Consider the following 24,175-nt stretch of genomic DNA (forward strand, 5'->3'; position numbering starts at 1 on the left):
GCTAATGCTTTCTCTGCTTTTTTCTCTGATACCTTCTAATCATAGGATATGAAAACACCGCCACCATGATTATCAATGTACCCAAATAAAACCCTTGGCTCATTTCCTCACTTTCCCCATAAATCAGTAGGGCCATTAAAATACCATACACGGGTTCCATGTTGATGGCTAGGTTCACAGCGAAAGCTGATATCCGCTTCATCAGTTCAACAGATGCAGAAAACGCATAAACCGTACAGACCACGGAAAGCAGTACAAGTAGACCCCAATCCTCAAAACCCGTAGGAACAGCATAAGCTGCTGCCTCATCCAAAAAGTAAACTTTATAAAACGGTATAAAGGTCATGGTAAACAGACAGGCTGCCAACATTTCATACAATGTAATACCGTACTGAGAATGCTTTTTGGCAAAACCTGCATTTAGCACAGAGAATGTAGCGGAAAGCATGGCAGACAAAATTGCCAGTGATAACCCCAGTACGTTGTCTATCTCAAAGCTAAAAACCACATAGAGTCCACCGATTACCACCAAACCCAAGAACACCTCAATTGCATTTACCTTCCTCTTGGTGAAGATGGGTTCTATCAAGCTCGTCCAAAAAGTTGTGGTAGCCATCCCAGCCAGACAAACGGAAACGGTTGAAACTCTCGCAGACTCAAAAAACAGAAACCAATGTGCTGCAATCACCAAACCGGTAAGTGCGAACTGAATCAGAACCTTAGTAGGATAACGTAGAGGATCTTTTCTGATATACATGTAAATAGCCACCACTAATCCCGCCATTCCTGTACGGTACATGACCACATCTGCCGTAGAGATGGTCAACTCCTTTCCAATAATGGCAGTAAAGCCCCACAGAAACACTATGAAGTGAAGCTTAGCAAAATCTTTGAAAGTGGCTGTCATTATTTGGGCACGAAGCGATATAACAAGGCGCCTAAGATAGAGAATACTATGTTAGGCAGCCATATGGCAAGTATAGGATTCATCGAACCTGTTTCGGCATTACTCTTTGCAGCGATGAAAAGTAAAATGTAAATAAAGGCAATAAAGAAGCCCAACGCGATTTGGAATCCTACCCCTCCTCTCGTCTTTCTTGAGGATAGAATTACCCCAATGAAGGTCAATATGATGGCCGTAAATGGCGACATATACCGAACAAGTTTTTCAATTTTATAGATGGCAATATTATCAGCACCCTTCATTTTTAGCTCGTTGATATAGTCATCCAGCTCATTAATTGTCAATGTCTGCTCGAAACTCTTGGTATTCCCAAAATCCGCTGGCGTCATATTGATTTGAATGACCGTATCTTTTACATTTTCGTATTTGTATATCTCTTTAGGTCCATTAAACTCTCTCAAACTCCAATCCTTCAACTTCCAGCCCATCTGCAGTGTATCCCAAGTAGCATCCCTGGCGGTCAACTTCCAGAGCACCTGTTTGTCCTGAATTTCCTCTAACGTAAATCGAAAACCAATATCCCTCCGGTTGTCATAGGAAGCTACATAGACATACTTTGTTGGTGAAACCTTAAAGTGGACATCCCGGTCGCTGAAATTAAACTCCTTATCGAAGTACTTAATCTCGAATGCCACCCTGAACTTATTAGCGTCAGGAATGATCCAACCAGTGAAAACAAAGCTCACTAATGCAATGATCAATGAGCCAATAAAGAATGGTTTGAGCATTCTGGGGTAACTCACTCCTCCACTTAAAATCGCAATAATCTCTGTGTGGCTCGCCAGTTTAGAAGTCACAAAAACCGTAGCGATGAACACTGTGATTGGGGTGATCAGGTTGGCGATATACGGAGCGTATGACAGAAAATACTGAAGTATCAGACTTGCAGGAACATTGTTTTTGATGAAACTCTCATTCCTTTCTGAGAAAGTGATGATCAGTACTATGGCCACAAGAATAGCAACCACAAAAACGAAGGTCGTTAAGAATTTTTTAAGGATATATCGATCTAATATCCTCATCATAATCTTGTCACCAGCTTTTTAACCATGACGTTCTTCCAATCAATAAACGTGCCTGCCTGAATATGTTTTCTCGCTTCTTTAACCAACCAGAGATAAAAAGTCAAATTATGAATACTGGCGATCTGTGCAGCTAGAATTTCCTTACTGTGAGTCAAGTGCCTTAAATAAGCTTTGGTATAGAAACTATCTACATAGCCATCCAAGTTTGGATCAACAGGTGAAAAGTCATCTTTCCATTTCTCATTTCTGATATTGATGATCCCTTCGGATGTAAAGAGTAAGCCATGGCGTGCATTCCTGGTTGGCATTACACAATCAAACATATCAACACCCAAAGCAATGCATTCCAGTATGTTCTCTGGCGTACCCACTCCCATCAAATATCTTGGTTTATCCTTAGGTAGGATATCACAAACTACCTCGGTTTGCTCATAAAGTATTTCATGAGGCTCTCCTACCGACAAACCACCGATCGCATTGCCTTCTCTTTCAAAAGACGCTATCGTCTCGGCCGATTTCTGTCTTAAGTCTTTATAAGTGCTCCCCTGTACAATCGGGAATAAAGTTTGATTATAACCATACTTTCCTTCGGTTTGGTCAAAACGGTCGCAACAGCGCTTCAACCACCTATGGGTCATTTCCATAGAGGTTCTCGCGTAACCGTACTCACAAGGGTAAGGCGTACACTCGTCAAAGGCCATAATGATATCAGCACCGATAGTTCGTTGAATATCGATCGCATATTCGGGAGAAAATGTATGCTTAGAGCCGTCAATATGTGATTTGAAGGTAACACCCTCCTCTTTGATCTTCCTTGTATTGGCGAGTGAATAGACTTGATAACCTCCAGAGTCGGTTAGCAATGGTCTATCCCAACCATTGAACTTATGAAGCCCCCCAGCCTTTTCTATAATTTCCAACCCAGGTCGAAGGTAGAGGTGATAAGTATTACCAAGGATGATTTCAGCCTTAACATCCTCTTTAAGTTCTCTCTGATGGACAGCCTTTACTGTTCCTGCTGTTCCTACAGGCATGAAAATGGGCGTTTCTATTTTGCCATGATCGGTAGTTATGGTTCCCGCTCTGGCTTTTGAGCCTTTATCTTCTGTTTCTAACTTAAAGTCCATTCTCACATTTTGACGGCACAAAAATAGCAGTATTGGTCAATTCTTGTTTCTTTGAAACTTATTCTTTCCCCAATGACGGAGATCATACTGGTGCTTTTTTCAGTCTGCCTGCTGGTTCAGATTCTATTTCATCAACTGGTATTTAGAAAACTCTTACAAAAGGAAGATACACCCGAAAAGTCTTCCCAAACACCCAGCGTATCCATAATCATTGCCGCTAGAAACGAAGATGAAAACCTTGCTAAACTCATTCGCGCTTTGCACGATCAAGATCACCCTGACTTGGAGGTGATCATTGTGAATGATAGATCAACAGACAATTCAGAGACTATTATTGAAACATCCATAAGGAATAAACCCCATTTTAAACAGATCAAAATCGATCACCTTCCCGAAGGGTGGACTGGCAAAAAACATGCTTTAAGCCTGGGTATTCAAGCAGCTAAAAATGACATACTACTTTTCACTGATGCCGATTGCATCCCCAAATCATCACAATGGGCTTCTTTAATGGCAGGAGCTTTCAAGGAGACAACAGCCATTGTACTTGGCTTTTCACCTTATCAAAAAGTAGCCGGGTTCTTAAACAGATTCATTCAATTCGAGACTTTGTTAACTGGCTTGCAATACTTGGGACTATCGGCAATTGGAAGACCTTATATGGGAGTAGGTCGTAACTGGGCAATAAGAAGAAACTCCTACGACCTAGACTACTTAGCTTCGATGGCACATATTGTCGGGGGCGATGATGATCTAATGATTAATCATATCGCGACCAAGGACAACACGATTAACATCACCCTACCGTCCAGCCAAACCATTTCAAAACCAAAGCACACTTGGCACGAATATTTAACACAAAAAATTCGTCACTTATCAGTCGGTGTACACTATCATAAAAAAGACAAAACGCTTTTAGGAGTTTTTACGTTAAGCTTTTTGTTCGGATGGATTTTCTTTTTCTCGTTGTTGGTAAGTGCAATTAACCCTTATTTTATTTTGGCGGCTTTTGGTCTAAGGAGCTTGTCATTTTATAGTATATTTGCCCGCATTGGTCAAAAATTCGGTTCCCCTATTATTTTTTGGGCACTTCCTGTTTTGGATCTTTGTTATAGTATTTACTATCCTGTTGTGAGCCTCCGAGCGATATCAGCAAAAAGTATTAAATGGAAGTAGGTAAACAGTTTTCTGATAAGGCACTTCAAGATTTTCGCCTGATAGACTCTGCCGTTGACGGTCAGGACCAGCAAGCATATGCTGACCTAATGCAACGGTACAAAAAACCTGTCTATCATATGATACTGAAAATGGTCAGAAATGTTGATGATGCAGAAGACCTGACCATTGAAGCATTCGCAAAAGCCTTCAAGAACCTTCATAAGTTTAAGAAAGACTTTACTTTCAGTACTTGGTTATTCAGAATTGCCACAAACAATACCATTGACTTCATCAGGAAAAAAAGGCTGGATACCATGAGCCTTGACACTTCTTTCAAGGATGATAATGGAGATTCTGTGACGATTGACGTTGCTGACAGAAACCTTAATCCTCAAGAGGAAGCGATTAAAAGTCAGAAAATAGAGCTCGTCCGACTATTTGTAACAAAACTACCGGCCAAATACCAACGGCTCGTTAAGCTAAGGTACTTTGATGAACTCAGTTATGATGAAATTGCTAAAGAGTTGGAAGCACCATTAGGTACCGTAAAAGCGCAACTTCACAGAGCACGTGAATTGATGTATGACTTGGTCAAAAGTAAAAAAGACCATATATAGCACTTGATTTAGGGCTAACCTTTTTCAATAAACCATTCCCTGATCAATGGACATTCTTCTTAAGTACTTTCCTGACCTCACAAAGGAACAAATTGATCAATTCTCTCAATTACAGTCATTATATGCCGATTGGAACGAGAAAATCAATGTAATTTCCAGAAAGGATATTGAAAATATTTATGAGCGTCATGTACTTCATTCCTTAGGGATTGCTAAAGTCATCAACTTCAAGAAAGGCACTAATATTCTTGATGTTGGTACGGGCGGAGGTTTCCCAGGCATACCATTGGCCATTCTTTTCCCAGAAAGTAACTTTCATTTGGTGGACTCTATAGGCAAGAAAATCAAAGTGGTCAATGCCGTGAGTGAAAGCCTTGGATTGACCAATGTGAAAGGCGAACATGCCCGTGCTGAACAAATCAAGGATGAATATGACTTTGTAATCAGCCGTGCCGTCACCCGTTTGGTTCGCTTTTATCCATGGATCAGGAAAAACTTCAAACCGAGGTCGAAGCACAAACTAAAGAATGGCCTCTTATACCTAAAAGGAGGAGACTTGCAGGAAGAACTTCAAGAATCAAAACTCAAAAAAATAGCCACCCACAAGTTGAGCGACTATTTTGAAGAGGAATTCTTTGAAACCAAGAAGGTAATTTACCTTCCTGCTCAATAATCTTCTTCTGGTTTCTTTGCGGTAAACACCAAAATGCAATAAATACCCAGTGCAGTTCCGACAGGGAAGTTAATGAGGCTCACCACACCGTATACTAGTGATGGAATATTAGCCCATTTCTGACCACTCACTAAGGCTATTCCCAGAATCAACCTTGGTATGAAAAAGAGAATAGTTAGTCCCCAAAAGATTGAATTGATAATATCAAAGATGAAGAACACATCTGGGTCTCCTCCCGATTCTTCCATAGCACGGTCTACGAAAAAATCCATGAACGTATCGAAAAACGCCATGGACAAAAGCCATAATGCACTAAAAACGATAAACGAGATACCGATTACCTTTTTATGGACTGGGTCTTGAAGATTCATAGTTGTTGAGATTTGTGAACTTCAAGATAAAAAAAAGCCCGACAAGTCGGGGCTTTTTCATCAGCGGCACAAACCGCTTATTCAAATCTTAGCGACTCTATAGGGTCAAGCTTGGCAGCTCTTTTTGCAGGCACATATCCAGAAACAACTCCTACAATCACACAAACAACGAGTCCGACAGTAATCCATAACCATGGAATTACGAACGCACCTCCTAAGAAATTGGCAATGAGATTGCCGACAATAATCCCCAAGATTGCTCCAACAATACCTCCCATTTGGCAGATTACCACAGCTTCAATTAGAAACTGTTGCAGTATTCTCTTTGGCGTGGCGCCTAAAGCCTTTCTAACTCCGATTTCTCGAGTTCTCTCCGTAACGGTCACCATCATGATATTCATGAGACCAATAGCAGCACCTAACAAAGTGACAGCCCCAATACTGAAACCTGCCCATCGCATACCATTAGTAATGTCGTCTAGTGCTTCTGTTACAGAATCACTTCGCTCTAATTCAAAGGAGTCTTCCTCTCCAATCTTATCACCTCTAATCTTACGCATGAAACCGGTCGCTTCGCCCATAGCATAATCAATGTTTTCTGGGTTGGCGATCATAGTGGTAATGCTGTAACGCATACGACCGCTTCTGTCTAGACGTTTGGCATTCAATAACGGTATTATAATGTTTCTGTCTTCTTCAGTATCCCCCCCAAATCCACCTTTCTCTTCAAGCACACCAATTACACGATAGTTATTACCATAAAACTTGATGGTCTTATTCAATGGGTCTTCATTATCTTCAAAGAGTTTCTTAACCACTTCGGTACCGAGAATACAGACGTAATTACCATACTGTGTTTCAAGCGAAGAGAAGTTTCTACCTTTTTCTATTTCAATACCCTTAATGACAAAATAGTTTTCATCACCTCCGGTGATCGTTACATTAGGGTTGGTCTTTTTTTCTTCATACTTGACCTCAGCGATACCACTTGCTCTGGTAAAAACGGTGGTCGTAGATGGATAATCAAAATCATCTTTGAATCGCATAGCATCATCAAACTTGATCGGCTCAAAAGATTTAGATTTCCGTCCATTTCTATTGCCACGAGCAAATTTTGAGTTAACGTCAAAACTATTCGCTCCCAAATTGGACAAACTAGCATCTATTTCACTTTTGATACCATCCACAGCGGTAAGCATACCTACAAGTGAGGTAATCCCAATTGCGATAATTAGTCCTGTCAGGACCGTCCTTAAGATGTTGGACTTAATAGAACTTATCCCTTCGCTAATATTTTGTCCTAGATTCATTGGTCATTTTGAGTTTTAGCTCGTTACAAATGTACCTGACCACTGGTCAGATTTTAGTAACTAATACGTAAATTAAACGATTCCACACTTAAACGGTTTAAAATCCTGTTCATGATGAAGAGAATTCTTTCCCTACTCCTTTTGACTGCCATTACTAGTTTTGGGTATGCGAATAAGATCCTTGTACCAATGGATCAATCTCAGACCAATCATATGAAAGCCTATGGCGTAGCCTATTGGGTTCTAAGTCAAGACGAACCAATTGACTGGATGTTAAATTTTAGGGGAGGAAGTTTTTTATTACCTGCCCGAACAGGAATTCAAAATGAGTTGATCATTCGTGGTGTCTCCTATGAAATGATCTCCGATGCGGATGCAGCCAGATACGAGCGAGAACTCTCATCACCCTCGACTAACATGGATATGATGCGTCTGGAAAAAGTCCCGAAAATTGCCGTTTACTCTCCAAAGAGTAAGATGCCATGGGATGATGCTGTGACGCTTGCACTCACCTATGCAGAAATACCCTATGATGTTGTCTACGATGATGAGTTGATGGCTGACGAGCTCACTACCTATGATTGGCTTCACTTGCACCACGAGGATTTTACAGGACAATACGGAAAGTTTTATGCATCATTCAAAAACTACAGCTGGTATATACAACAACAAAAAGATTATGAAGCCATGGCCAAAAAACATGGTTTCAGAAAGGTCTCCCAGCTAAAACTTGCTATAGCACAAAAGATTCAGACTTTTGTAGCAGGTGGAGGGTTTCTTTTTGCCATGTGCTCTGCTACCGATAGCTTTGATATTGCATTGGCTGCTGCCGGAACAGACTTTATTGAAGCCATGTACGATGGCGATCCTGCAGACCCATCTGCCGAATCTAAATTCGACTTTTCACAAACCTTGGCATTCGAGAATTTCAAGATCAAGAAGGACCCGATGGAATATGAGTTCTCTAATATTGATAATACAGATGCCAGAAGAATCAGATCTTTAAATGAAAGGAACGATTACTTTAAGCTATTTCAATTCTCGGCAAAATGGGACCCGATTCCCACAATGCTGACTCAAAACCATATCAACCTAGTAAAAGGCTTTTATGGTCAAACCACCTCCTTTAAAAAATTCACTGTAAAGCCAGATGTGGTGATTATGGGTGAAACTACCGCGGCTGATGAGGCCAAATACATTCATGGGGTATATGGTAAAGGTTTTTGGACATTCTATGGAGGACATGATCCAGAAGATTACAGACACCAGGTAGGTGAAGAACCAACCGATTTGAACCTATACCCAAATTCACCGGGTTACAGGCTAATCCTTAACAACATCCTGTTTCCAGCGGCAAAAAAGAAAAAGAGAAAGACTTAGTGCATCCGATCGCCCCGCACTTCAAGTGACTGGAGAATTTTCGCTTCTTCTAGTAAAAACTCTTTCCAGCGATCTCTCACGTAGTCTTCGGGCATGTATTCTTTGGCAAGGCTGATAAAATTTTTGTAGTGCCCAGCCTCAGAGACCATAAGTTCGTAATAGAACTTCTGAAGTTCCTCATCTTCTATTTCCTCATGCAATAACTTGAATCGCTCGCAACTTCTCGCTTCGATTAAGGCGTTCATCAGCAGTTTTTCGACTAACTGGGCTTCCCGACTTCCTCCTTTCTTGAGAATGCCTGAGAGCTTAATAACATATTCGTCTTTGCGCATCTTGCCCAAAGCCATACCTCTCTTCTTCAAGTGTTCGATCACCCGCTCGAAATGACTCCATTCCTCAGCCACTACTGGCGTCATCATTTCCACAAGTGCTTCTTTCTCAGGATACTGAACGATTAGAGAGATACATGACGATGCCGCCTTTTGTTCACAATAGGCATGATCCACCAATATATCTTCGATGTTCATCTGGGCTATATTGACCCACCTGGGATCTGTTGGAAGTTGCAATCCCAACATGTTATTCTTGAACTCAGTCTCCATACTGCAAAAGTACTCTTAGTCTCCTAAATCGGAAATATTGAATATTCACAATCTAAAAATCCATTCTTTTTTGATAATCCTGATATAAACTTCATTTTTGCAAATACATCAACAACTCAAATAAAAGCATGAAAAGACATATTCTAATAGCGGTATTGCTTGTCGCTGCAGTTACGGTTCAGGCCCAAGATGCTGACTCCGTCACCATTGAAAAAAAGGGCTCTTGGGGAGTGAATTTTGCTAACGTTGGCCTTTCCAACTGGGCTGGTGGTGGAGAGAATTCTCTAGCCATTGGAACTGTGTTCAACACTTCGATCGTGAGAAAACAAGGAAATGGTACTTGGAAAAATCAATTCGATTTCGCCCTTGGTGGAGCTAAAGTTGGTGAGCAAGACTTCAGAAAAACCGATGATAACATTATTCTCCTATCCCAGTATAGTAAGTCAATCCGAGAGAATCTCTCATGGAGTTTAACGGGAATTTTGAGAACACAGCTGCTAGTGGGTAACACTTTCGAGGATGATCCGGACAACCCGGGAGAGGAGCTCGTAACAAAGATTTCAAACTTCATGGCTCCTGGCTACCTATCCATCAACCTAGGTATTGATCATCAGATAGGTAAGCACTTGAGTATTTCATTCGCACCTGCTGCAGGGAAATTCACTTTTGTTTCGGATGATGATCTTGCCCGTGTAGGAGCATATGGTGTAGACCCAAATGAGAATGTAAGGGCTGAATTCGGTACCAACCTTTTGGCGAGTCTTAGTCTTCCATTGATGGAGAATATTACATTTACTAGTACAGCAAACTTCTTTACGCCTTATTCTGATACTTTCGGAACTATTGATGTGAACTGGGAAACACTATTAGTAATGAAAGTGAACAAGTGGTTCAATGCCACATTCGGTACTCAGATGATTTATGATGCGGACATCTTCTTCACGCAAGAAAGTGGCCCTCCAACGAGAGAGTTACAGTTCAAGCATGTATTGAACTTCGGTGCAAACTTTGCGCTCTTTACTTCTAATTAGTCGTAAAAAGACCATCTAACACCCATATCAAGTGTTCTACGAGTGCCGGTGAATAACGGACTTATGAAGTAACCGTCACTCGTTACACCTTGATTCAAATGGGCAGATTTCAAGAAGAAAAGGAAGGTCTTAACCTTAAAGTTCAAGAACAAGTCGATTTTAGCAAAACTACCTTGTTCAAAACTATTCTGAAGATAGAATTGCTGTGAAGTCGGATCGTATGCTTGTCCAAAATAAGCACTTCTAAAATGCACGTCCATTCCAGTTTGCACAATCATTTTTCCATCAAATAACACATTCTTGTAAGCTATTTGAGCAAGTGCCATTGTCTCAGGAATCCTAAACGTGCTAGTCGCTCCTCCACTCACGTTATTGTAGTAGAACGAGCTACTCCAATACCATTTGTCAGAAATCTTCCAGTCCAGGTGAAAACCAGGTGACAACAACAACAATAAATCACCTGTTGCTTGGGCAGCAAGTCGGTTTTCATCAAAATAAGTGTAGTTAGAAACTCTGTTGAACCTTACGAAAGGCCTGAAACCGACATTCCCTGAACGTAATTTGATAGTACCTTTAAGGTTGTCCGAGATTTGATTATTAAAAGCATTAGTCCACTGTCTCTGCTCACCTTCAAAACGTTCGGCCAGAAACGAAGGCTTATTATTGATACGACTATAGGTAGCATCAAAAAAATCACTGGTGAATTTTCCTTCGGCATAATAGTTCCCTCCGGTCAGCAGTTCACCGGAGGCCGTTAGAAACACTTTAGGAGTAATTTGTTGTCTAAATGTTCCACCTAAATAGTGTTCTGTTTCATTGATTGTGTTAGCAATTTGTGCCACATCATAAGTCAATAGTCTGTTTTTATAGAATAGCGTGTATGAGAATTTCTTTGTTCTGCCCTTCAGCCCTACTTCATTCAAGAGTTCTCTGAAAGTGGTTCTCTGAGCAATAGTCCCAGAAATCTCTCCTCCAACTGATTCATAAAGGAGAGAATCTGAACCACTCAATGTATAAAAGTCATCATACCTGGTGATTTGCTCCAGATAATTAAAGGTGTGATAAACCTGAAAAATAGAATCTAAGTCATACTGTTGATAAATATGAAAGCCTCCTCGTTTGTCTTTGCTAAAGGCATCGTCAAGAATAACATTGGCATCCTGATAGTCAAAAAATGTCGCTTCAGGGTTAGATGTATCGATACTCGGGTCGATAATCCCTCCCTGCTCCGTCACCTCATGATCTAACTGAGTCATATTAAATAACAGCAAATACTTGGGCAGGCTTTTTGGACGTAGGAACCCAAAAATATTCCAGTCGTTGTTCTTTACTTGCCGATCGCCACGTGTCAAAAAAGCCAGTTGTTTGTCTGACCTGATGCTATTAAAGTTGAATCCAATATTGAACTGAACACTATCATTCAGCGTGAAGGTCACATCTGTTACGGCTCTACCACCTCCTCCAAAAGCAGCAAAAATATCTGTATAAGGTGATCGCGTATCATAATACTTAATCTGGTCAGGGCTAGTATAGAAATGATCATAAACCGAATAGCCCGAGGTTCTTCCAATGGTTTTTGAGGGTTCAAAGAAAAGCGACCTTCGGGCCGTACCAATATTACCAAGGTTTTGGATTAGGTAATCACTTCTTTCCAAGTCTGAAAAGCGATGGAGGTTGTCAGGAATTGTGTCGGGAGTGGTGAACTGAATATTATTGAACTTAAAGTTCTCTTCGAATGTAAAGCGCGTGGTATGTGCCCCATAGTTCCCGGTTTTCTTCTGGCGCTCCTCCCTGGCCTTGCTACGAGCCTCTAAAAGTGAATCTGTTTGAGCGTTACTAAACGAACTCAAATTGTTTACTTGTGCCAAAGCCCAAGAACCAAAACTGACTAAACCAATTAATAATAGAATTCCCTTACGCACGGCCAAAAATACAAATTCAGTTTACCTTTCCCTTATCGAATCACCTTCATTAACCCCGATAAAAAATCATCTTCCCGATCTATCTTGAACTCAATAGGTAAGTAAAACAAATCGATCTTTTGAAACAGAGGATGCGATTTGAAAGGCAAAAGTCGTACCATATCTTTCTCTGTTGTTACGAGTACTTTGGTTTCAATTTTTTCTAGTGTCTTTAACATCTCATCCAAATCGCTCGATCTGAAATGATAGTGGTCTGCGTATTCCAGATGCTTCAAAACATTATAAGAATTCGAAAGGTGATCGGCAATCGGTTGAGCCTTTGCAACACCAGTAAGGAGCGCTATTTCTCCAGATACTTGGGCATCCCCGAAAACAGGTAAAATCTTCTGATAGGCAATTTGAGAAAAGTAAACAGGAGCAGAATCATTATAGGCTCGAATGGATGAAATAACCTCTTCTTTTTCCTGCTGGCTTAAATTTGGGCACTTAGTTATTATAATGGCATCTGCTCTGTTTGCCCCAGAACGAGGTTCTCTGAGATTACCCGTGGGCAAAACATAGTCATTATAGAAAGGATGATGGTAATCAGAAAGCATGATATTATAATCGCGAGCTACTTTCCTGTGTTGGTAAGCATCGTCAAGCAGGAAAACCTCGATATCGTCCTTTTCCATTAAGATCGATGGAATGGCAAGGATTCTCTCCTCACATACAGATACAACAACATCTTTACCAAACTTACGATAGAACTGCAATGGCTCATCACCTATGCTCTTAGCGTCATCAGAATCAATTGCAATCCGAAAACCCTTAGTGTGCCTGCCATAACCACGACTCACTGTCGCCAGCTTATATTGATCTTTCAGCTTACTAATTAAAAACTCAATCATCGGAGTTTTTCCTGTTCCGCCAGTAGACAAGTTACCGACCGATATTACTACTCTGTCGAACTCAGTCTGTGTACGCTGACCATTATCAAACTGCCGGTTTCTGGCCAGCATCAACCAACCATAGAGTATTGAAAAAGGAAAGAATAAAGCTCTGATGAATTTCATTCAGTTCAGCTGATTATCTTTAGAGATTTAAAGGCTGCAAATAAAGTCAAATATGACGAAAATAAAGGATATCATTTCTGCACTTGAAAGCATCGCTCCAAGGGGATATCAGGAAAGCTACGATAACTCTGGGCTAATTACGGGTGCATTTAACACGGAAGTAAGTGGCGTACTCGTCACATTGGATTGCATTGAATCTATTGTTGATGAGGCGATTCGTAAAAAGTGCAATCTCATTATTGCACATCACCCCATCGTGTTCAAGGGCCTGAAGCAGCTCAATGGTAAAAACTATGTCGAAAGAACCGTCATAAAAGCGATAAAAAATGATATCGCCATCTACGCCATACACACGAATCTAGACAATGTTTACAACGGGGTGAATGCAAAAATCGCAGAGAAACTGGAGCTTGAGAACCTTCAAATCTTGGCACCTAGGGCAGACACACTTTTGAAACTTGAGGTTTTCGTTCCAGCAGAATCCACTGACAAACTCTTAGAGGCCCTACATCAGGCGGGCGCAGGAAATGTCGGAAACTACAGCCACTGCAGCTTTAAAGTGACAGGAATAGGCACATTCAAACCTAAGGATTCTGCCAAGCCCAGCATTGGGGAGGCCGGCAAACAGGAAACTGTAAAAGAAGACCGAATTGAAATGATTTTACCCGCAGTACTTAAGCACAAGGTCATTAGTGCTATGCATTCTGCCCATCCCTATGAAGAAGTGGCCCACTTCATTCAAGCTGTTGAAAATACAAACCAGCAGGTAGGTGCTGGTATGATTGGAGAATTACCCGAATCAAAAACGCCTGCAGAGTTCCTCTCCTACCTAAAAAACAAGATGTCTCTAAGTATGATAAGGCATACTTCATTTGATGGAGAACAGATCAAAAAAGTTGCAGTTTGTGGAGGTGCTGGGAGCTTCTTATTGAGTCAGGCAAAAGCACAGTCAGCGGATGCTTTCGTAACCGGAGATTTCAAGTATCATGAGTTCTTTGACGGAGAGGGAAAAACCCTGATTGCAGACATTGGACACTATGAAAGTGAAGTCTTTACAAAAGACTTGATTGATGGGTTTATCAGAGAAAATTTTGCTAATATTGCAACCTATTTATCAGAGGTGGATACGAATCCCGTAAAGTACTTCTAAAAAAACCGTCAATGGAAAAAACAGTTGCACAGAAATTAGAGGCGTTAAAGAACCTACAATCGATTGACTCTCAATTAGATGAGATCAAAAAAGTAAGAGGAGCATTACCTGAAGAGGTAGCAGATCTTGAAGATGAGATTGCAGGATATGAAACGAGAGTTGAAAAGTTCAACACTGAACTTGCAGAACTGGAAGGCAATATTTCTGATCACAAGACTCAAATAAAAAATTCTGAAGGGCTCATAAAAAAATATGAGGAGCAGCAAATGAACGTTCGTAACAATCGTGAATACGATGCCATTACGAAGGAAATGGAGTTGCAAAACCTTGAAATTCAAATCTCTGAGAAGAGAATCAAAGAAGCTCACGCTAAGATTGATCTTAAGAAAGAAGAAATCGAAAAGACCCAAGGTGAGTTGGCAGAAAGACAGAAAGATCTTGAGACTAAAAAGTCTGAGCTAGAAGTATTGACGAAAGAAAGTGAAACAGATGAGAAGAAACTCTTAGGAGAAAGAGATAAGGCTGCGAAAAATATTGAAGAAAGACTTCTGATCTCTTATACGAAATTGCGTACAAACGCCAGAAACGGTTTGGCCGTTGTTCCTGTTAGCAGAGGAGCTTGTGGTGGTTGTTTCAACGTTGTTCCTCCGCAAAGACAAGCTGACATTAGAGACAGCAAGAAAATTACTGTCTGTGAGCACTGTGGAAGAATTTTAGCCGAAGTTACTGATGAGATTGTAACGGAGGAGAAACCAAAAAGAAGCAGAAGAAAGAAAGCATAATCGTTGAAGCTTTCAACAAAATACAGAAGATGGATAGGCTTGTTAGTCTATCCATTTTTTATGCTCTCTACTTTTTTGACGGCCAGCGGACAACATGTTGGTAGAGCTCCCCTGCTTAATCTGGACTTTGAAGAAACACGCCTTGCGACTGCAAATTCCAAAGTCCCAATGGATTTGTACTACGCCAACCTGGCAGACATCCTAGAATTGATACTTCTTGAAAGCGATGAGCGCTTTGACGAACTAGAGGATAACGAAAGTATCAGACTCAAAACCATCAAAAATTTAGATAAACCTTCCCCATGGTCAGCATTTGTTCAAGCGGAGATTAAACTGCAGTGGGCATTCGTAAAGTTCAAATATGGGAAAGAATGGGATGCTTTCTGGAGTTTAAGAAGTGCTTATCGATTGGCAAAAAGCAATGCCAAAGATTACCCAGGTTTTGAACCAAACCAAAGAACGCTTGGAGTCCTGAATATCATTTTTGGCAATGTACCGAGCAAAAACCAGTGGCTCATGAACCTATTTGGCCTCAGAGGTGATGTTCTCACCGGACTCAACCAACTAAGTACCATTGGTGCGGATTATCCTGAATTGGCAATAGAGTCAAAGCTAATTCTTGGTATGACGAACGCGTATTTATTGGAGGATTTCAGAAAAGCCGCTGACTTCATTGACCAAAGCAAAGCTGGTGACGAACCGCTGTTTCGTTATGTAAAGTCTCTGGTCTATTCAAAGGCACATAAAGCGATCGTTTCACGTGAATTGTTATCCAATAGCGATAAGCACTTTCCAATACATGATTACCTGATCGCGGAGACCTACTTTCAAGCTGGTGACTATCAAACCGCCATTAACCATTACGAAAAATTTCTTAACTCATTCACGGGCAAGTCTTATATTAAAGACACCTACCTTAAACTCAGCATTTCATATGGGTTGATTGGTCAAATAGAAACCTACGAACGGTATTTAGATAAAAGCAGAAATGAAGGCGATGATTACTCTGAAGTGGACAAAAACGCTGCAAAAATTGCTAAGACACTTGATACACAAAACCCAACAGCCTTAAGAATACGCTTTGCCATAGATGGTGGTTTCTATCAAAAAGCCGATAGCCTGATTACATTACTTGGAAAGAAAAAAGACCTCTCAGAATACGAGAGATTAGAGTTGACCTATCGTAAAGCTCGCCTCAACCACCTCCAAGGAAATACTCAGGAAGCTAAGGCTTTCTATCAACAAGTGATCGGCAGTGCAGCGCTAATTTCTGAGACTTATTACGCCCCTAATTCATTCCTTCAACTGGGCTATCTTATGAAAGATAGTGGTGATATAGCAAGTGCTAAGATGTATTTCCACGAGGTACTTTCATTCAGAAAACATCCTTATAAAAGTAGCCTTGATAGTAAGGCCAAAATTGCGCTTAAACAGATAACCCCGAAAGGTGATTGACGTCATTATAGCGGTCTAGAATAAACATAGAACCGGTATAGGTCAATTCGTATAAACAGAGATTGGTATGCTCGAATAGATCCATACATTTTAATGGATAATTGAGCATGACCGCCAACATCACGCGCATTGCCCTTCCATGCATACAGATCAGGATGTTTTCTTCATCAGGTTGATTAAGAATATGTTCAAGCGCACGCTTCATTCGAATGGCAACTTGTTCCGGGTTTTCACCCCCATCGATCGCCACATTTGTTCGTCCCTCCTGCCACGACCTAATCATATTCTGATAGTAGGCATTACCTTCCTCATCTACAGGCATTCCCTCCCGATCACCCCAACTGATTTCATTCAAGTCCGCGAGCTTTTCATGTGTCAAGGGACTTTCTATGAAATTAGCTACAGATTGGTAGGTCCTCTTGAGCGCAGAGATGTAGACCTTATCAAAAGGCACATGCTTATAAGCATTAAAAAAGGCCTGCCCCTGGGCCTTTCCAAGGTCATTTAGGTCGGAGTCTATACCACTACCCTGCACTACCCCAATCTTGTTATAATCAGTTTGTCCGTGTCTCGTGAGGTATATTTTTTTGATCATCAATTTCTCCTATTTTTGCCTTGGCCAGCGCAAAACTAAAAATTAATCTGAACCTATATGTTTCAAAAAGGCATAACGCTTGACGCCATCAATCAGATGTGCCAAAATACTCTCGTTGAACACTTGGGTATTGAGATTATCGAGCTAGGGGAAGATTACATTATCGCGAAAATGCCAGTCGATCACCGGACCCATCAACCCATGGGTTTGTTACATGGAGGAGCTTCTGTTGTCTTAGCTGAAACCATTGGAAGTATTGCTGCTAGTCTTACGCTAAACCAAAAGCTACAACACTGCGTTGGCCTAGAGGTGAATGCCAATCACGTGAAAAGTGTGAAAAGTGGGTGTGTTTTTGGAAAGACCAAGGCGATTCACTTAGGGAAACGAACCCAGATCTGGGAGATTAGCATTACCAATGATCAAGACGAACTGGTTTGTATTAGCAGGCTCACAATGGCGATAATTGACAAAAAGAACTAATGTCCTCAACCCAAAAGGATAAAATACTAACACTAAACATTAACTCCTTTTCTAAAGAGGAGATTATGAACGCTGCTCTAAAGGCCGCTGTCGATTTGGACCTTCCTATTGCAGTTTGGCGTATACCGCATCAATCGGAAATTCATTTGGTGATTAGCTCTAAAGCTCCAAGACAACTTGAACAAATAGATATAGAAGACCTTGGAACTGGTTTTGTCATCGCACCTTTCCACCTTGGCCAATTACCTGCGCACTTCATTGATGCGGACTTCTCATTGTCATTTGACTTTGACGAGGTGGTCCAAATGCAAAAAACCCAGCAAGAGGAAAACTTAGAAAAAATTGAGCAACTGAAAGCCCGTATTGAGCAATTTCTCGATCAATCTATCAAAGCAAAATCTTACCACGTCAAACCAAAGGACTCTTCAAGCTCTAATGATGACTATCATCAACTGATAGAGAAATCTGTCATGGCGATTAAACAGGGGGCTTTCGATAAAGTAGTCCCTGCCAGAACAAAAGAGATTGAACTTGAAGAAGACTTCCATGCTATTGACCTTCTTTTAGACTTGTGCGACAGTTATGCTAATGCCTTTGTTTCCTTTGTTTCGCTACCGCAAATAGGGACATGGATCGGTGCAACACCTGAGGTCTTAATAGAAAAGAAAAAAGACAGTTTTAAGACGATCGCTTTGGCAGGAACACAACGGTTCGATCCAATCATGCCAATCAGTGATACTAGCTGGACGCAGAAGGAAATTGAGGAGCAGGCTATGGTTAGTCGGTATATCATTAATTGTTTCAAAAAAATTAGACTGAGAGAGTTTGAAGAAGCAGGACCCAAAACCGTAAAGGCGGGCAACCTCTTGCACCTGAAAACCTCGTATAGCGTCAATACCAAAGAGACCAATTTTCCAGAGTTGGCCACTGTCATGCTCAAATTACTACATCCCACCTCAGCAGTAGCCGGAATGCCAAAAGAGGAAGCCATGGACTTTTTGAAAGAACATGAGGGAATAGATAGAGAATTCTTCAGTGGGTTCTTAGGGCCGGTAAATATAGATGGCCACACTAACTTGTTTGTGAACCTTCGTTGTATGCAATTGCTCGAAAACAGGGCAAGACTCTATGCTGGTGCGGGAGTTACTTCTGACTCTCAGCCTGAAAAAGAGTACCAAGAGACTGAACTAAAGTTCAAAACTCTACTTAACATTCTGAACAAGAAGGTTTGATCCTTGAACATATCAACGATATCGTTTCGGTTTGTGCTGGGCATGGTGTTCAAACTGCAATTATTTCACCTGGCTCTAGATCAGCACCACTTACCCTTGCCTTTAACGCACACCCAGCTATAGAGGTCAAAATTATTGGTGATGAAAGATCTGCGGCCTTTATTGCTACTGGGATTGCCCAACAACAGAAAAAGCCAGTTGTTTTAGTCTGTACCTCAGGCTCGGCTGTGCTCAACTATGCACCTGCCATTGCAGAAGCATATTATCAAGAAATTCCACTGATTGTCATCTCAGCAGATAGACCTCCAGAATGGGTTAATCAATACGATGGCCAAACCATTCAGCAATCAGGAATACTTGGCAAACATGTAAAGGCAAGCTACGACTACCCCGTTGATGGAAATCACCCTGATGCTTTTTGGCATGGCAATCGAATTTCCAACGAAGCGCTGATTGCATCGATGTCTTTCCCCCAAGGACCTGTTCATATTAATGTTCCACTCCGCGAACCATTCTATCCATCTGACGGAGAGCATATCGAATTCCCTGAAACAAGGATCATAAGACATACTCAGGCTAATCTCGAATTATCGAAAGAGACTTTTGAGGCACTCAAATCCGAATGGGATCAGTATGAAAACAAAGTAATCGTCATAGGACAACATGAACCAGATGAAGCGTTATCATCTGCCATGCAAGCCTTTGCCGAAGAAACCGGAACCGTTATCATCAACGAAATCATTGGCAACCAACATTTAATACCGGGTGCTGTTCAACACCAAGATGCCTTTCTTCAACCCACTGCTCAGAAGGCTCTAGAAGGTCTCAGTCCAGATTTAGTAATCACACTTGGCAAGTCGTTGATTTCTAAAAATTTGAAAGTCTACCTAAGAAACAAGTCCCCTAAGGCCCACTGGCATATTAGAAACTCAGATCGAATAAATGATGGATTCAAACACCTAACAAGGTGGATACAAGCCGATCCAGTGGTTTTCTTTCAAAATTTCAATCCAGGCAAGGACAATACTTCCTTCAATGAAAAATGGAAGTCTGCGGATGAAACTGCTAGTAATTCGATCTCCGACTTTCTTGCAACTTGTGATTTCGGAGAGTTAAAAGCCGTTTCTAAATGTATTGAAGCGCTCCCTGAGCATAGTCAACTGCATCTCGCAAACAGTATGGCTGTGCGCTATGCTAATTTCATCGGCCTTAAAAAGAACATTGAAGTATTCTCAAACAGAGGTACCAGCGGCATAGATGGCAGCAACGGAACCGCAGTGGGTGCAGCGCTGAGTCAAGACAAACTAGTAACCCTAATTACGGGTGACATGGCTTTCTTCTACGATAGGAATGCATTTTGGCATGGATATGACCTGTCAAAACTTAGAGTGATTGTATTAAATAATCATGGCGGAGGTATTTTCAGAATGATCAAAGGCCCTCAAGACCAGCCTGATTATGATAAGCTGTTTGAGACACATCAACCATTAACTGCTGAGAACACCGCCAAGGATTACAATTTTGATTATAAGGCTTGTTCGGACTTAGAAAGCCTAAATACGGCTTTGGAAAGTTTCTTTCAGCCGGTTGGTAGGCCGAGACTCATAGAGGTCTTCTCTGAGAGCAAGAAGAACACAGAGATCTTTAATGAGTTCAAAAAATTGTTTGCCCTTTAATTCCCTTTTTTCGGACGATAGTCCAAAGGAATCATCTCGGCTATTTTCTCAAATCCCCAATAACCAGCTGAATAAAAGGACACCGGATTGTAAACGTAACCGTTCGGTTCAAATTCGATGGCCTCATGACCTTCCATAATCGATATCCAAGACTGTTGGGGCTTTTTCTTATTTAACTTACCAACTGATGCATGCCCTATATTGCGCCTGCTTTGAATTTCTTGATATTCCTTAGACTCGAATTCTTTGTCATAAGTAACGTAAAGAAGGTTGTCGAATGGAAGCGCTTTTGAGATGTCTGTCGTGCCGCTTTTTAGAAACTGATAAACATTGGCATCCTTTGGGTCAATCACTCTTCCTAATCCTGTTACATCCTTCGCTACTTGTACATAAAAGCCATCCTCTTCAAGCTTATTTTCGTATAACGATCGGAAAAAGTGGATTGTCGAACCTTCATAGGCCTTTTGGCGATTAGCCTCCCACCTTTTCATCCTTCTGTCGCTCCTTGACTTGAGCTCTTCGTAGACGGTATAACCATAGTAACTACTCATGTTGGCTTTATAGTCTACCACAAACTGTTCTAAATAGTATTGGATTTTGTAGCCAAGCGCCTTATTCTCAATGATAATGGGTTCAGCAGAAAAAGCTTCCAAGACTACATTTTCTTCGTCATAGATGAAGTCTATCACTTCCTCGTTCAATATTTTGCATTGTCGTGCATTGGCCGACTCGCCTAAGAAGATAAGTCTGAATTCACGCATGTGTTCCTGCCACCTCGCATCTTTCCGAGCTGTCACTACCACACTACCCAGATTTTTGGCGCCTGACTTAATTAAAACATCATAAGTAATCTCCTCCTGGTCCCCAAGTTTCAACTGTGCGGCAAATGTCTGATAACCCACAAATTTCACTATTAAATCGTAGGTCCCTGGATCTGAAACCGTCAAACGATACTGCCCCTCCTCATTCGTAACAGTACCATAGGTTGTTTCAGCAAAAAAGACAGTAGCGAAAGGCATAACCTCTCCTGTTGCAGCATCTTTTACCGTTCCCCTTACCGTATAACGATCTTGTGCCAAACTTTCAAAACTTACCAATAAGACAGTTAGTAATATGTATAGTTTTAATCTCATTTCAATTCGTTAAACTTGGGCCGTGGAATGTACCATTTCTATCCATAACCACTCATATTCTTTAACTCAATTTTCGCAATTGGGTTTAGGGAAAAATGATCATTGGGCGCTTTCAGCACAAATTTTTATTAGGCAATGGCTTAACAATCAAAAGACTTTTTCAATCACCACGTCTGGTTCTACTGGAAGTCCCAAAAAGATAAACATTACCAGAGAGCAAATGATCGCCAGTGCCTTAGCGACCATTAAAACGCTCGATCTTTCTGAAGGAACACAGGCATTAGTTTGCATTAACACATCTTTCATTGGTGGGCAGATGATGTTGGTCCGTGGTATCATCGGCAATTGGCAATTGGAATTGATCGAACCCTCTATGGAGGTAAACTCCTTTTCGCCTGATGAGGCCTATGATTTCGCTGCCTTAGTACCGCTGCAGGTTAGCGCATTGGTTAAAACCGAACATGGTAAAAACTACCTTAATCGAATCAAAAAAATCATCATTGGAGGAGCTCCGGTTTCGAAAGATCTGACAGATAAACTTCAACAACTCGACTGTGAATGCTTTCATACTTACGGCATGACTGAGACTGTCTCTCATGTTGGTTTGAAAGCATTGAATGGACCTAATCGGTCAGAATGGTTTAGCATTGTCGGGGATACTAAAGTCAGAACTAACGAGCAAGGTTGTTTGGAAATCAAGGGAGCGGTCACCCAAAACAGATGGATTACCACAAATGACTTGGTGGAGCTCAAAGGAGGCAAATTCAAATGGCTGGGTAGAGCTGATTTGGTAGTCAATAGTGGTGGCGTTAAAATCCTAATTGAAAGCGCGGAAGAGTTGATTAAAGGACAATTACCTCAGGAATTATCGGGTACTATTGCTTTGTGGAAAGAAGAACATCAAGATCTTGGAGAAAGCCTGATCGGCATGACGAATGATAAGCAGACTCTAGAATACATACACAAACACAATGACGCTATAAAACAGGCTTTACCCAAATACCATCTCCCCAAAACCTGGCGATTGATACCTTCATTCCAGTTTACCCCAAGCGGAAAAATTGATCGCGCTTCTTCTTTGGCAGCTTCAAAAGCCTAGAAACCAGTCAACTGCAAGACATTCATAGCAATCCATCATATCATTTCTCCTGAAGATTGATTAAATTAATGAAGCAATCAACCTTCTATGAAAAAGCTCATTCTACTTTGCTTTTCATTTTTGTGCCTTACCCAAACAGGTATAGGTCAGGAATTATATAGAGAAGGATTTATTCTCACCAGTCCATTTGACACCACCCGCGGGCAGATTAAGTATTATAGTTATAACAAGGCGGCCATTCAATGTGTGTTTAGAAATGGTGATACAGGAGAAGAGAAGGTTTATCAACCTGAAGACATTTATGGATATGGTATAGAAGACAAGCTTTTATTTAACTCCAAGCAGATCGATAACAAGCAGGCCGTTTTCCTGGAAGTAATTTATGAGGGCACAATGCGTCTCTATGGCTATCGCGATCGGTTCAGAAGAAACTACTTCTATTTGGAAAACACCACTACCGGAGATTTCGAAGCACTCACAGAAAAAGTAATTGGAGACAAACTCCGCAATCGGGTTTTCAAACCTTATTTAGATGTGTTGAAACTCATGCTTGACAAGAGCGACCTGATACTAGACAGGATAGAAAAAACAGCCCTGACCCATAAGTCACTCACCAACCTTTTAGTAGAATACGATAAACGTTACGCCAACTTTAAGGGCAAAGTGTTACTAGGCTCTAAAGAGCAATGGCCACCAACTACTGGCTTCTATTTGATTCAAGGTAATGCACAGCAAAAACTTGGCGACTACTCGGGTACCGGGAACTCTTATCTGGCCGGAGTAGGAGTCAAATTCCAAAAGGAGATATCCAGAGGGACTAAGAGGCTGTATCTCGACTTGGATCTCAGCTTGTCATACGAATCCTTTAGCCAGACATATAAGAGAACGGAAGAGGTGACTGATCAATCCATTGTGACGAATGGGCTGAACTTTGCATTCATTTCTACGAATACTGACATTCGGGGAGATGTAGATCACGAAACAACTGTAGACTTAAGGCGACTTAATTTGGGAATGCCCATAAACATCAAATATGTATTTCCTGGCAAGAAGTGGCTTTTTACTATCAATAGTGGTATTAACCCGCAACATGCTTTAACGAAGAGTGGTCAGATACATGGAGTGCTCCGTCAAAATGAGAGCGTACTGATAGACATTACAAGTCAAGAGGATACCGAGCGATTCAGAATGGCCGTAAATGTCGGTTTTGGTATTCAGTTGAAAACCCAAAGGACTTACTTCCTAGATTTTCAGCATTCTCCCTCGTGGTTTAATCAAGGTATTCTGAAATACAAGTACAGCTTTGTACGAATTGGCCTGCTGTTAGACAAATAGGAA

General features: G+C 41.2%; 23 protein-coding genes. 13 read left to right on the plus strand and 10 right to left on the minus strand.

Translation table 11 applies throughout. The features are described from left to right. Position 1: 1 nt before the first annotated feature. Genes BFP97_RS07990 through tgt form a run of 3 tightly spaced genes read right to left on the minus strand, consistent with a single transcriptional unit; the run spans position 2 to position 3,116 of the window. A complete protein-coding gene (locus tag BFP97_RS07990) occupies positions 2-907 on the minus strand; it encodes a DMT family transporter (protein WP_069841918.1) in 906 nt (301 codons plus the stop codon). Further along, entirely contained in the window at positions 907-1,989 is a 1,083-nt protein-coding gene (locus BFP97_RS07995) for an LptF/LptG family permease (protein WP_255399409.1), read from the minus strand. The genes BFP97_RS07990 and BFP97_RS07995 overlap by 1 nt, the downstream gene beginning before the upstream one ends. Then, positions 1,986-3,116, minus strand: a complete 1,131-nt coding sequence (tgt, locus tag BFP97_RS08000) for a tRNA guanosine(34) transglycosylase Tgt (protein ID WP_069841919.1) — start codon at positions 3,114-3,116, stop codon at positions 1,986-1,988. The genes BFP97_RS07995 and tgt overlap by 4 nt, the downstream gene beginning before the upstream one ends. A 72-nt stretch (positions 3,117-3,188) precedes the next feature. Between tgt and BFP97_RS08005 the strand changes: the two genes are divergently transcribed. The 3 genes from BFP97_RS08005 to rsmG are packed head-to-tail and all read left to right on the plus strand — an operon-like array spanning position 3,189 to position 5,564. Next, positions 3,189-4,292 (plus strand): glycosyltransferase, encoded by a 1,104-nt coding sequence (locus BFP97_RS08005; protein ID WP_069841920.1) that lies wholly within the window; start codon positions 3,189-3,191, stop codon positions 4,290-4,292. Continuing rightward, positions 4,283-4,891, plus strand: coding sequence for an RNA polymerase sigma factor (locus BFP97_RS08010; protein ID WP_069841921.1), 609 nt, complete (start codon positions 4,283-4,285; stop codon positions 4,889-4,891). The genes BFP97_RS08005 and BFP97_RS08010 overlap by 10 nt, the downstream gene beginning before the upstream one ends. Positions 4,892-4,937: 46 nt before the next feature. Continuing rightward, positions 4,938-5,564 (plus strand): 16S rRNA (guanine(527)-N(7))-methyltransferase RsmG, encoded by a 627-nt coding sequence (gene rsmG / locus BFP97_RS08015; protein ID WP_069841922.1) that lies wholly within the window; start codon positions 4,938-4,940, stop codon positions 5,562-5,564. Here the strand turns inward: rsmG and BFP97_RS08020 are convergent. After that, the gene (locus BFP97_RS08020; RefSeq protein ID WP_069841923.1) at positions 5,558-5,935 is read right to left on the minus strand and encodes a hypothetical protein; all 378 of its coding nucleotides are present in this window, start codon (positions 5,933-5,935) and stop codon (positions 5,558-5,560) included. The genes rsmG and BFP97_RS08020 overlap by 7 nt on opposite strands. Before the next feature lie 77 nt (positions 5,936-6,012). After that, positions 6,013-7,245, minus strand: a complete 1,233-nt coding sequence (locus BFP97_RS08025) for an ABC transporter permease (protein WP_069841924.1) — start codon at positions 7,243-7,245, stop codon at positions 6,013-6,015. Positions 7,246-7,356: 111 nt separating this feature from the next. Between BFP97_RS08025 and BFP97_RS08030 the strand changes: the two genes are divergently transcribed. Next, positions 7,357-8,625 carry an asparagine synthetase B gene (locus tag BFP97_RS08030; RefSeq protein ID WP_069841925.1) on the plus strand — a complete coding sequence of 423 codons (1,269 nt, stop codon included), beginning with the start codon at positions 7,357-7,359 and terminating at the stop codon, positions 8,623-8,625. Here the strand turns inward: BFP97_RS08030 and BFP97_RS08035 are convergent. Beyond that, entirely contained in the window at positions 8,622-9,227 is a 606-nt protein-coding gene (locus BFP97_RS08035; protein WP_255399412.1) for a tRNA-(ms[2]io[6]A)-hydroxylase, read from the minus strand. The two genes, BFP97_RS08030 and BFP97_RS08035, sit on opposite strands and share 4 nt — an antisense overlap. 128 nt (positions 9,228-9,355) lie before the next feature. On the opposite strand from BFP97_RS08035, the gene BFP97_RS08040 reads away from it, so the two are divergent. Then, positions 9,356-10,258 carry a DUF3078 domain-containing protein gene (locus tag BFP97_RS08040; RefSeq protein WP_069841926.1) on the plus strand — a complete coding sequence of 301 codons (903 nt, stop codon included), beginning with the start codon at positions 9,356-9,358 and terminating at the stop codon, positions 10,256-10,258. Here BFP97_RS08040 and BFP97_RS08045 read toward each other — a convergent pair. Beyond that, positions 10,255-12,180, minus strand: a complete 1,926-nt coding sequence (locus tag BFP97_RS08045) for a putative porin (protein WP_255399553.1) — start codon at positions 12,178-12,180, stop codon at positions 10,255-10,257. The two genes, BFP97_RS08040 and BFP97_RS08045, sit on opposite strands and share 4 nt — an antisense overlap. Before the next feature lie 32 nt (positions 12,181-12,212). Continuing rightward, positions 12,213-13,235 carry a tetraacyldisaccharide 4'-kinase gene (lpxK, locus tag BFP97_RS08050; protein ID WP_069841928.1) on the minus strand — a complete coding sequence of 341 codons (1,023 nt, stop codon included), beginning with the start codon at positions 13,233-13,235 and terminating at the stop codon, positions 12,213-12,215. 52 nt (positions 13,236-13,287) lie between these two features. Between lpxK and BFP97_RS08055 the strand changes: the two genes are divergently transcribed. From BFP97_RS08055 to BFP97_RS08065, 3 genes are read left to right on the plus strand one after another with little or no spacing between them, the layout of a single operon-like run. After that, positions 13,288-14,385 (plus strand): Nif3-like dinuclear metal center hexameric protein, encoded by a 1,098-nt coding sequence (locus BFP97_RS08055; RefSeq protein WP_069841929.1) that lies wholly within the window; start codon positions 13,288-13,290, stop codon positions 14,383-14,385. Between the two features lie 11 nt (positions 14,386-14,396). Then, positions 14,397-15,167 (plus strand): zinc ribbon domain-containing protein, encoded by a 771-nt coding sequence (locus tag BFP97_RS08060; RefSeq protein WP_069841930.1) that lies wholly within the window; start codon positions 14,397-14,399, stop codon positions 15,165-15,167. Between the two features lie 60 nt (positions 15,168-15,227). Further along, entirely contained in the window at positions 15,228-16,622 is a 1,395-nt protein-coding gene (locus BFP97_RS08065; RefSeq protein WP_069841931.1) for a tol-pal system YbgF family protein, read from the plus strand. Here the strand turns inward: BFP97_RS08065 and BFP97_RS08070 are convergent. Beyond that, a complete protein-coding gene (locus BFP97_RS08070; RefSeq protein WP_069841932.1) occupies positions 16,594-17,217 on the minus strand; it encodes a histidine phosphatase family protein in 624 nt (207 codons plus the stop codon). The two genes, BFP97_RS08065 and BFP97_RS08070, sit on opposite strands and share 29 nt — an antisense overlap. A 57-nt stretch (positions 17,218-17,274) precedes the next feature. Between BFP97_RS08070 and BFP97_RS08075 the strand changes: the two genes are divergently transcribed. Genes BFP97_RS08075 through menD form a run of 3 tightly spaced genes read left to right on the plus strand, consistent with a single transcriptional unit; the run spans position 17,275 to position 20,605 of the window. Next, positions 17,275-17,697 carry a hotdog fold thioesterase gene (locus tag BFP97_RS08075; protein WP_069841933.1) on the plus strand — a complete coding sequence of 141 codons (423 nt, stop codon included), beginning with the start codon at positions 17,275-17,277 and terminating at the stop codon, positions 17,695-17,697. Further along, positions 17,697-18,929: a chorismate-binding protein gene (locus BFP97_RS08080; protein WP_069841934.1), complete on the plus strand. Its 1,233-nt coding sequence runs from the start codon at positions 17,697-17,699 to the stop codon at positions 18,927-18,929. Before BFP97_RS08075 ends, BFP97_RS08080 begins: the two co-directional genes overlap by 1 nt. Beyond that, a complete protein-coding gene (gene menD, locus BFP97_RS08085) occupies positions 18,926-20,605 on the plus strand; it encodes a 2-succinyl-5-enolpyruvyl-6-hydroxy-3-cyclohexene-1-carboxylic-acid synthase (RefSeq protein ID WP_069841935.1) in 1,680 nt (559 codons plus the stop codon). The genes BFP97_RS08080 and menD overlap by 4 nt, the downstream gene beginning before the upstream one ends. On the opposite strand, the gene BFP97_RS08090 is transcribed toward menD, so the two are convergent. Beyond that, positions 20,602-21,738, minus strand: a complete 1,137-nt coding sequence (locus tag BFP97_RS08090) for a carboxypeptidase-like regulatory domain-containing protein (protein WP_083262474.1) — start codon at positions 21,736-21,738, stop codon at positions 20,602-20,604. The two genes, menD and BFP97_RS08090, sit on opposite strands and share 4 nt — an antisense overlap. Before the next feature lie 79 nt (positions 21,739-21,817). Between BFP97_RS08090 and BFP97_RS08095 the strand changes: the two genes are divergently transcribed. Further along, complete coding sequence (locus tag BFP97_RS08095; RefSeq protein ID WP_069841937.1) at positions 21,818-22,837, plus strand: AMP-binding protein; 1,020 nt, start codon at positions 21,818-21,820, stop codon at positions 22,835-22,837. 87 nt (positions 22,838-22,924) lie between these two features. After that, complete coding sequence (locus BFP97_RS08100) at positions 22,925-24,172, plus strand: hypothetical protein (RefSeq protein WP_069841938.1); 1,248 nt, start codon at positions 22,925-22,927, stop codon at positions 24,170-24,172. Positions 24,173-24,175: the final 3 nt, after the last annotated feature.

It is taken from the genome of Roseivirga sp. 4D4 (assembly GCF_001747095.1).
GTDB lineage: Bacteria > Bacteroidota > Bacteroidia > Cytophagales > Cyclobacteriaceae > Roseivirga.

What these genes read in the sequence shown, in the direction of transcription:
- BFP97_RS07990 (WP_069841918.1), bottom strand. Translation starts at nt 907, where the DNA reads ATGACAGCCACTTTCAAAGATTTTGCTAAGCTTCACTTCATAGTGTTT.
- BFP97_RS07995 (WP_255399409.1), bottom strand. Translation starts at nt 1,989, where the DNA reads ATGATGAGGATATTAGATCGATATATCCTTAAAAAATTCTTAACGACC.
- tgt (WP_069841919.1), bottom strand. Translation starts at nt 3,116, where the DNA reads ATGGACTTTAAGTTAGAAACAGAAGATAAAGGCTCAAAAGCCAGAGCG.
- BFP97_RS08005 (WP_069841920.1), top strand. Translation starts at nt 3,189, where the DNA reads ATGACGGAGATCATACTGGTGCTTTTTTCAGTCTGCCTGCTGGTTCAG.
- BFP97_RS08010 (WP_069841921.1), top strand. Translation starts at nt 4,283, where the DNA reads ATGGAAGTAGGTAAACAGTTTTCTGATAAGGCACTTCAAGATTTTCGC.
- rsmG (WP_069841922.1), top strand. Translation starts at nt 4,938, where the DNA reads ATGGACATTCTTCTTAAGTACTTTCCTGACCTCACAAAGGAACAAATT.
- BFP97_RS08020 (WP_069841923.1), bottom strand. Translation starts at nt 5,935, where the DNA reads ATGAATCTTCAAGACCCAGTCCATAAAAAGGTAATCGGTATCTCGTTT.
- BFP97_RS08025 (WP_069841924.1), bottom strand. Translation starts at nt 7,245, where the DNA reads ATGAATCTAGGACAAAATATTAGCGAAGGGATAAGTTCTATTAAGTCC.
- BFP97_RS08030 (WP_069841925.1), top strand. Translation starts at nt 7,357, where the DNA reads ATGATGAAGAGAATTCTTTCCCTACTCCTTTTGACTGCCATTACTAGT.
- BFP97_RS08035 (WP_255399412.1), bottom strand. Translation starts at nt 9,227, where the DNA reads ATGGAGACTGAGTTCAAGAATAACATGTTGGGATTGCAACTTCCAACA.
- BFP97_RS08040 (WP_069841926.1), top strand. Translation starts at nt 9,356, where the DNA reads ATGAAAAGACATATTCTAATAGCGGTATTGCTTGTCGCTGCAGTTACG.
- lpxK (WP_069841928.1), bottom strand. Translation starts at nt 13,235, where the DNA reads ATGAAATTCATCAGAGCTTTATTCTTTCCTTTTTCAATACTCTATGGT.
- BFP97_RS08055 (WP_069841929.1), top strand. Translation starts at nt 13,288, where the DNA reads ATGACGAAAATAAAGGATATCATTTCTGCACTTGAAAGCATCGCTCCA.
- BFP97_RS08060 (WP_069841930.1), top strand. Translation starts at nt 14,397, where the DNA reads ATGGAAAAAACAGTTGCACAGAAATTAGAGGCGTTAAAGAACCTACAA.
- BFP97_RS08065 (WP_069841931.1), top strand. Translation starts at nt 15,228, where the DNA reads ATGCTCTCTACTTTTTTGACGGCCAGCGGACAACATGTTGGTAGAGCT.
- BFP97_RS08070 (WP_069841932.1), bottom strand. Translation starts at nt 17,217, where the DNA reads ATGATCAAAAAAATATACCTCACGAGACACGGACAAACTGATTATAAC.
- BFP97_RS08075 (WP_069841933.1), top strand. Translation starts at nt 17,275, where the DNA reads ATGTTTCAAAAAGGCATAACGCTTGACGCCATCAATCAGATGTGCCAA.
- BFP97_RS08080 (WP_069841934.1), top strand. Translation starts at nt 17,697, where the DNA reads ATGTCCTCAACCCAAAAGGATAAAATACTAACACTAAACATTAACTCC.
- BFP97_RS08090 (WP_083262474.1), bottom strand. Translation starts at nt 21,738, where the DNA reads ATGAGATTAAAACTATACATATTACTAACTGTCTTATTGGTAAGTTTT.
- BFP97_RS08100 (WP_069841938.1), top strand. Translation starts at nt 22,925, where the DNA reads ATGAAAAAGCTCATTCTACTTTGCTTTTCATTTTTGTGCCTTACCCAA.